This window comes from Pseudomonas sp. 43NM1 (assembly GCF_002836905.1).
GTDB classification, from domain to species: Bacteria; Pseudomonadota; Gammaproteobacteria; order Pseudomonadales; family Pseudomonadaceae; genus Aquipseudomonas; species Aquipseudomonas prosekii.
Genome location: NZ_MKGS01000071.1, coordinates 1 through 6,842 on the forward strand (window position 1 = coordinate 1; position 6,842 = coordinate 6,842).

Here is a 6,842-nt window from a genome sequence, read left to right on the forward strand (position 1 = left end):
GCCGCAAGTCTCGCTCACCGGCACCGTCGGCAGTTGGGATGATTATCGTGGCGTATTCGACGCGTCCGGTCCGTTGAACGACAGCGGCACTTTGCGCGGGCGAATGGTCGGTTCCTATCAGGACGCCAACAGCTTTCGCGACAAGGAAGAAAGCGATCACGGCTTGTTCTACGGCATCGTCGAAGCTGATTTGAGCGACAGCACCACCGCCAGCCTCGGCTTCTCGCGTCAGGAAGATCAGACCAATTTGTTCTGGGGCGGCTTGCCGATCGGCACCGACGGCCATCACCTCAACCTGCCGCGCTCGACCTATCCCGGCACCGATTGGGAAAACAAGAAACTGCGCGTCGACACGGTGTTCGGCGATATCGAGCATCAGTTCGACAACGGCTGGAAACTTCACGCCGCCGGTTCCACTTCGACCCTCGACGGGATGTTCTCCGGCAGCTACCTGTCACGCTATAACGGCCCGATGGAAAACACCGTTTACCAGTCGCGACAGGACGAAAAACAAACCGCGCTGGACACTTACGCCAGCGGCCCGGTCGACGCCTTCGGCCGAACCCATGAAGTGGTGGTCGGCGTCAGCAAGCGCATCTACGACAACACCAGCAAAGAGTACAGCCCGTACGACACCGGCTGGGCACTCGGCGCGCCGAAACCGAACTTCGTGCGCGACGGCAAAATGCACAACATCACCACCCAGGACGCGGTTTACCTGACCACACGCCTGAGCCTGGCCGATCCGCTGACGCTGATTCTCGGCGGACGTCTGGACTGGTATGACTACGATGATCGTGCGGGCGATGGCGACTACAAAGTCACCCGCAACCTGACGCGCTACGCCGGTCTGATCTACAAACTCGACGATCACTATTCCGTGTACGCCAGCTACACCGACATTTTCACGCCACAAACCTCGAAGGATCTGTCCGGCCAATTGCTTGAGCCAATCGTTGGTGAAAACTACGAAATCGGCATCAAAGGCGAGTACTTCGATGGCGCGTTGAATGCCAGCCTCGCAGTGTTCCAGATCGATCAGAAAAACCGCGAAACCCAGGCTGCCACGCAATTCGGTTGCCCGGTTTTGACCTGCTACGAAGCCTCGGGTCTGGTCCGCAGCCAAGGCGTGGACCTCGAGTTGCAAGGCGCGTTGACCGAGAACTGGCAAGTCGGCGCCGGCTACACCTACACCCGCGCCCACTACCTGAAAGACGGCGACCCGGCCAACGAAAACCAGCGTTTCGACACCGACACCCCCGAGCATCTGTTCAAGGTATCGACGGTTTATCGCTTGCAAGGTCCACTGGAGAAAATGCGCGTCGGTGGCAATGTTTACTGGCAGAGCCGAATGTACAACGACGTCGACGTCACTGGCGGCAGCTATCGACTGGAACAAGGCAGCTACGCCGTGGCGGATTTAATGGCGGGCTATCAGGTCAACAAGCATCTGGATCTGCAACTCAACGCCAACAACATCTTCGACCGCACCTACTATTCGGCGATCGGCACCAGCACGGTCTGGGGCTCCACCGATACTTACGGCAGCCCGCGCAGCTATGCGCTGACGGCGAAATACAGCTTCTGACAATGACTGCCGCCGCTGCTACAGAATGCCCGTAGCAGCGGCTCGGCAAACCGCGACTTGTCGGTGAATAACCGACAGGTGTGTCAGAAGATTTCCGCTGCTACGCTGTCCTCACCACTGAGGATCGACGATGCCACATTCCGACTTGCTCCCTTCTCTGCTGTTCAAGCTCAACGAAAACCAGCTCGCGCTCGAAACCGCGATTATCGAACTCTCCAACTGGGTCGAAGCACGCGGCTCGGCAGACGTTGCCGATAATGTCCGCACCGCGTTGGACACCATCGACAAGAACGAAGAGTTCATCAAATTGAGCCTGGCGGTGCTGATGTCGCCGGAGTGAAATAACCCTGCGGCAAATTGATTAATCCTCGCGCGCAGAATTTTTCATATCTGCGCCGCTTTTGCGTTTCTGTGCGACAGATCGCGTTTTTGGGGCTGCCCTCGCGCTCGCTCATGGTGTTAGTTTGGAAATGTTTTGTTTCATCATCAGACACTTCCATCTAATGACTCGCTAAGGAATGCCCCCCAGCAATGGATTTTTCTCTCAAGCAACTCGCCGCAACCACACTCATTCTCGCCAGCCTGTCGGCGTTCACCACATCGGCCCAGGCCAACATCACGGCGCAACAAAGCGAAGCGATCCTCAAGACCTTCAGCGACACTTCGGTCAAGGATTTCCGCCAGTTCCTCGGTGGTCTGGCCAAAAGCGATCTGGCTAAAACCGACAATCTCGGCGCCGCCATTACTGCGTTCCTCGACAACAAAACCCTGTCCGCCGAACAGTTGAACGAGATCCATCGCCTGCTGGGCATTTACGCCCGCGTGAAGTACGGCGCTGCCGCCAAGGAAACGCTGCGCGAACTGGTGGAAATCCCGACGTTCCAGGTGGACGGCGTGGCGCAGCACGACAACCCGGAATTCATCAAGATCGCCGCAAAAATCAAGGCGCTTGCCGAGTCCTTCAACCTGAAATTCCGCAACATCGATAACCGCGTCTACGAGATCTCGCTCGACGGCGCTGGCGAAGAAGTCGTCGGCATTCACGCGCACGCCGATGTCGTGCCAGTGACGCCGGAGAACTGGGTGCTCAAGGACGGTACCAAACTCGACCCGTTCAAAGTCACACTGATCGGCGATCGCATGTACGGCCGCGGCACCGAGGATGACAAGAATGGCATCGTCGTTACGCTGTATGCGATGAAAGTCATCAAGGAAGAGAAGCTGCCACTGGCGCGCAATTTCAAACTGCTGGTCGACACCACCGAAGAAACCACCGGTGACGCGATTCCTTACTACTTCGAACGCAACCCGACACCGAACTACAACCTGGCGCTCGACGGCGGCTATCCAGTGGTGATTGCCGAGAAAGGCTACGGCACGGTGATGGGCAACTTCCCGGTGCGCAAGGGCCAGGGCACCGGCGCTGAAATCATCTCGATGACTGGCGGCATGGCCACCAACCAGATTCCGTCGAAGTCGGTCGCGACCCTGCTCAGCGACAAGCCTGCGGAACTGGCCGCGAGCCTGCAACAGGCTGGCAACGATTACGCGAAGCGCAATGGCGGCGACTTTGAAGTGGCGGCGGTGGTCGATGGCAAGGACGTCAAGCTGACCGTCACCGGTGTGTCCGCGCACTCCTCCGAGCCGGAATCCGGGGTCAACCCGGTCGCGCGCATGCTCGACTTCATTAATAGCCTCGACGGTAAAATCGCCTTCAAGCACAACCACATCACCGACGCGGCGCGTTATGCCGCTGACAACTGGGGCCTGGATTACCTCGGTGGCAAGTTGGGCGTAGGTTTTGCCGATGACTTCATGGGCCCGCTGACCACCTCGCTGACGTATGTTGCGTTGGACGACAAGACCTTCAAGTTGGCGGTCAATCTGCGCGTGCCGAAGGGCAAAACCCCGGACGCACTGAAGAAGGAAATCGCCGACAAGATCAGCGCCTGGAGCAGCACGTCCAAAGTTGCGGCGAACTTCGATTACTCGATCGCCGCGCCGATGTACCGCAACCCTGAGGGTGAATGGGTCAAGGCGTTGCTGGCCGTGGCCACCGAAAACCTCGGCATGGAACACAAGTTCGGCACGTCGGCCGGCGCGACTTCGGTGCATGAATTGCCCAACGGCGTGCAGTTCGGCCTCGCGCGACCTGAAGTCAAATACACCGGCCACACTGACAACGAGTTCAAGACGGTTGACCAGTTCATGCTCGACTTGCAGATCGTGACCGAAATGCTCGGCCGCATCGGCCAGTTGCCAAAACTCTGACACACCCTTCGAACCCGCCGTCCTGGCGGGTTCGACTCTTCCCGGACTCTGCCCGCAACCCTTCCCGCAGCTCGTCGACATATCCCGATACATGCCGCTCGTCCGCTGCTCAGCACCTTTTCAAACGTCGTTCTTCAAATATTGTGTCAATCACTCGCACGGAAGACTTGAACGATGAAAAACACATTGGCAGTTCTCACCCTCGCCGGCCTGCTTTCCACGGGCTCGCTGTATGCGCTCGCCGCGGACAAGACCACAGAAGGTTCGGCCCTTCCGCCCGGCACAGCGCAGCCTCAAGGTAACGAAACCAACAGCGTCGGCACAGGCACGGACGGCGGCAAGTCGGCGACCGGGATTGATGGCACCAAAGGCTCGATGTCCAACGGCGCCGATGCTGGCACCACCGATAACGGCCCGACGCCAAGCGGCGGCGCCAAGGGTGGCGGCGAAGGCAAAGGAGGCAGCGGCTCCGGCAGCTGATCTATCCGGACAGATTGCAAAGGCATGATCAAGCCCGCTGCATGCGGGCTTTTTCATGGCCGGAGAGAAGTCCGACAGGGTGCTCGGGCTGCTTTTTTCCTTGAAGTTTTGCCGCGCGAAACGCCACTCGTCGCTTATGAATACCAGCCTCGTCTGGCGTGGATGCGCATGGCGCAGGAGTTGCAATGGCCGCTCTTGTCAGCCCGCCACGACATAATTCTGACGCGGCTACACTCATATCAGTTTGATCAGTCCCTGGAGATGTAACCGTGTCAACTCTCAATGAAATCGCAGCGAACCACGCGAGAATGGCTAAGGAAATGGCAGAGAAGTCGACCGATCTAACCGAGCGACATCTCCAGATTGTTGGCGGCTTCGAAGTCCCTGCCGCTGATGAGCAACCGCACATGCCTTTGCACTTTATCGCTGTTGTGCAGGATGCTCACCTGGTGCAGACCACTGGGTATTTGAGCTGACTGTGGCCGATGGCTGCCGATCAAGCGGCCGTTGTATTTTGCGGTTGCGCAAGTATGCTGCGGCCGCCGCCAGCTCTGAGGAAGTGCCGCAGCTTCAACGCCGGGCGCTCGACGAAGTAATACGAAACACCGCTGAACGCGAATGACAGCAACAACACCGAGTTGATGATCGTCGCGTCGTAAGCCACGGGCCAGAAGGCGCGCAGCACATACATGACCACGAAGTGATTGAGGAACACGCCGTAGCTGATGTTGCCCAGCAACTCATCGATGCGGTGGTATTTCAGTTTACTCAGCAGGAAAACGACCGGAATGCCCAGGGCGATGCCGAGGGTCACTTCGGCGTTGAACGGTCGCCGGTCGATCCAGCCCGTCACTATCGCCAGAAACAACAGCGTCGCCGCAATGGCTGTGGTTGCGACGATAACCCTTCCCCGCGCGCGCATCCTGTACAGGTAGCTACCGCACAGAAAAATGAACAGCACGCCGGGTAACAATCGGTAGCCGTAGACGTCGGTGTTTATGTAGCCAAGCGTTGCGCTCAGGAACACCGCGATCGAGGCCGCGAACGCGACGCCGCGAAGCCGATAGACCAGCAGAAACGGGATCAGCAGGTAGAAACACATCTCCAGCCCCAACGACCAGCCCGCTGGCAGAATTTCCGGCACGGTGATGCCGAACATGTAGAAGCCCAATGGCACGATGGGCAGGCTGGTCGCGATGTTTTCGACGGTCAGTGCGGCGGCTTGCGGGGTGCCGGGCAGGAGGAAATAAATCACCGCGCAGGAGCTGACAAAGTACAGCAGGAATTGTGGGTAGAGCCGCAGGACCCGATCCAGGTAAAACAAGGGGAATTGCGTCGGCGCGTTGTAATTACGCTCGATCAGCGAAGTCATCACAAACCCGCTGATGATCAGAAAGGACACCACCGCGACCACGCCGGGATTAAGTCCCCAAACCGTCACGCCCATGTGCGAAATCGCTACCAGCACCGCCAGCAAAAGCCGAAAAGCCCCCACGCGCATCATCCTTAATCAGCGTTTATTATTTTGCGCGTCAAGTTACGTGGCTTTTGGCGCGGGGTGAAGCGTTTTTCCGTGTCGGTGATGACGCCAGAATTGAGGGCAAGGCTGAGAGGTAGGCCCACGGGTAGATGCCGCGTTCGTGGCCGTCGCTGAAGATCAGTTGCAGGCCGTAGCCCTGGCTATTCAGCTCGACCAGACGAATCCGCGAATCAACCTTCACTGTCAGCCCTTGCAACCGAAATGCCCGGCATTGCGAGCACGGGCATTGGCGGCGCAGTTCGGCGTGATCGAGCAACTGTTCGCGGCCATCCGGCCAGTTCAGCCGTAGTTGCTGTCTGCTCTGGGAATTGCCCACCGCCAGCGGGTTCATTGCAACTGGCTCAAGGCAATGCGCACCGCTTTGCGCACCTCCGGGTCGCCGTCGTCCTGCGCGGCTTGCAGGGCGGCGATGGCGCCTCGGTTCTGCAACTCGCCGAGCGCCAACGCCGCTTCCTTGCGCAGGTTGCTGATGCGATGGCCGAGGGTTTCGATCAGCGCATCAAGGGCCGCGGCAAACCGCAAACGCCCGAGGCTGCGCGTGGCCCGCAACCTCACTTGCCAATAATCGTCGCTCAAGGCTTCGACCAGCGCCGGCCCTGCATCGACATGGCCGACTTTGCCCAGCGTGGTCGCGGCCTCTTCACGTACTTGCCATGCGTGGTCCTTCAAGGCCTGGCGCAGCGCTGGCAACACCTGAATATCGGAGGCCAAACCCAGCGCACCGGTGGCCGCGCGGCGCACTTCGGTGTCCGGGTCCGCGCTGGCCAATCGCGCCAACGCAGGCAATGCATCCAGTTGCTTGAGCCAGCCCAGCACACCCACTGCTTCACGGCGCACACTGGCGTCTTCGTCCGCCAACGCCACCAACGCCGCGTCAGCCGCCTGCGGGAAACGCAACTCGCGCAACGCCCGGAACGCCGCCACCCGCACGCTGATATCGGCATGCGCGGTCCACGGCAGAAT

Annotated in this window: 8 protein-coding genes; 5 read left to right on the plus strand and 3 right to left on the minus strand. The window is 59.2% G+C overall.

Annotated elements, in window-relative coordinates; genetic code table 11:
* The 5 genes from BI292_RS08265 to BI292_RS08290 form a co-directional block, all read left to right on the plus strand.
* The coding region (locus tag BI292_RS08265; protein WP_101207577.1) for a TonB-dependent siderophore receptor at positions 1–1,588 on the plus strand (1,588 nt) is incomplete at its 5' end.
* Positions 1,589–1,718: 130 nt separating this feature from the next.
* A complete protein-coding gene (locus BI292_RS08270; RefSeq protein ID WP_092280668.1) occupies positions 1,719–1,928 on the plus strand; it encodes a hypothetical protein in 210 nt (69 codons plus the stop codon).
* A 191-nt stretch (positions 1,929–2,119) separates the two neighbouring features.
* The gene (locus BI292_RS08275) at positions 2,120–3,859 is read left to right on the plus strand and encodes a dipeptidase (protein WP_101207578.1); all 1,740 of its coding nucleotides are present in this window, start codon (positions 2,120–2,122) and stop codon (positions 3,857–3,859) included.
* Positions 3,860–4,033: 174 nt separating this feature from the next.
* Positions 4,034–4,339 (plus strand): hypothetical protein, encoded by a 306-nt coding sequence (locus BI292_RS08280; protein WP_092280664.1) that lies wholly within the window; start codon positions 4,034–4,036, stop codon positions 4,337–4,339.
* Positions 4,340–4,608: 269 nt separating this feature from the next.
* On the plus strand, positions 4,609–4,815 hold the full coding sequence (locus BI292_RS08290) for a hypothetical protein (protein WP_092280662.1): 207 nt from the start codon (positions 4,609–4,611) through the stop codon (positions 4,813–4,815).
* 20 nt (positions 4,816–4,835) lie between these two features.
* On the opposite strand, the gene BI292_RS08295 is transcribed toward BI292_RS08290, so the two are convergent.
* The 3 genes from BI292_RS08295 to BI292_RS08305 form a co-directional block, all read right to left on the minus strand.
* Positions 4,836–5,834, minus strand: coding sequence for an acyltransferase (locus BI292_RS08295; RefSeq protein WP_101207581.1), 999 nt, complete (start codon positions 5,832–5,834; stop codon positions 4,836–4,838).
* Positions 5,835–5,871: 37 nt separating this feature from the next.
* Positions 5,872–6,210 carry a DUF971 domain-containing protein gene (locus BI292_RS08300; RefSeq protein ID WP_092280660.1) on the minus strand — a complete coding sequence of 113 codons (339 nt, stop codon included), beginning with the start codon at positions 6,208–6,210 and terminating at the stop codon, positions 5,872–5,874.
* Positions 6,207–6,842: HEAT repeat domain-containing protein (locus tag BI292_RS08305; protein WP_101207580.1), on the minus strand; the 636-nt coding region annotated here is incomplete at its 5' end. The genes BI292_RS08305 and BI292_RS08300, both read right to left, overlap by 4 nt.

Excerpts from the sequence above, each read along its gene's own strand:
- BI292_RS08270 (WP_092280668.1), top strand. The coding sequence starts at position 1,719 with ATGCCACATTCCGACTTGCTCCCTTCTCTGCTGTTCAAGCTCAACGAA.
- BI292_RS08275 (WP_101207578.1), top strand. The coding sequence starts at position 2,120 with ATGGATTTTTCTCTCAAGCAACTCGCCGCAACCACACTCATTCTCGCC.
- BI292_RS08280 (WP_092280664.1), top strand. The coding sequence starts at position 4,034 with ATGAAAAACACATTGGCAGTTCTCACCCTCGCCGGCCTGCTTTCCACG.
- BI292_RS08300 (WP_092280660.1), bottom strand. The coding sequence starts at position 6,210 with ATGAACCCGCTGGCGGTGGGCAATTCCCAGAGCAGACAGCAACTACGG.